This window comes from Flavobacterium sp. IB48 (genome assembly GCF_016405855.1).
GTDB lineage: Bacteria > Bacteroidota > Bacteroidia > Flavobacteriales > Flavobacteriaceae > Flavobacterium > Flavobacterium ginsengisoli.
Genome location: NZ_JAEFCA010000033.1, coordinates 1 through 670, shown reverse-complemented (window position 1 = coordinate 670; position 670 = coordinate 1). Strand labels below are relative to the sequence as shown.

Below are 670 nucleotides of genomic sequence, written 5' to 3'. Positions count from 1 at the left end.
TCCCCCACCTACTGGTACCAGCCATTTTTGATTATCTGCCGCAAGCCAGTTTGCTACAATTGTAGCATTACTTATGGCAAACCATCCCTGTTTAAAGTTATAGTATGCAATATACTGCAGGCTGAATTCATCTACTTTATTAACACCCGTCCCTCCTAATGACCAATAGTTCTGAGCCACTATTCCGCCCGAGAATTTCTCGCCCGCGAAATACAACAGACCCGATGGTCCCATACTTACTTTGTTGGATCCCAGAGCAGCATCTGTTCTTGTAGGGAATTGTACAGCGGGGCCAGCCCCCCAAATAAGCCTTCCTTTTTTTTCTATTGGGGTAAAATATCCGTTAAAAAGAATATTGCCCAACCCGGTTGTCGATTCGCCATTTTTATCAAATGCCGGAATATGCTGGATTGGGATTATAGTGTAAGTAATCAATTTTATTTTGCTGCTAATTTTAAAAGGCCAAACGGGCTGAATACTATACGACTGGGCTGTACCTTCTCCCGTGTCGGGAACTAATATAGCCTGTCCATAAATACTCCTGAGTCCTTCAACCGGATTTTGCCTTTTCTTATTCATTTCATCAAGAGACAACTTAGAATCTTCTACTTGTGAATAACCACAGGAAAAAATAAAGAGCAAGAGGATTAATAAAAAATAATCTTTCATA

General features: G+C 40.7%; 1 protein-coding gene. It reads right to left on the bottom strand.

Translation table 11 applies throughout. The features are described from left to right. Positions 1-670 (bottom strand): hypothetical protein (locus tag JC605_RS23635; protein WP_198858536.1); only part of this gene is annotated, 670 nt, incomplete at both ends.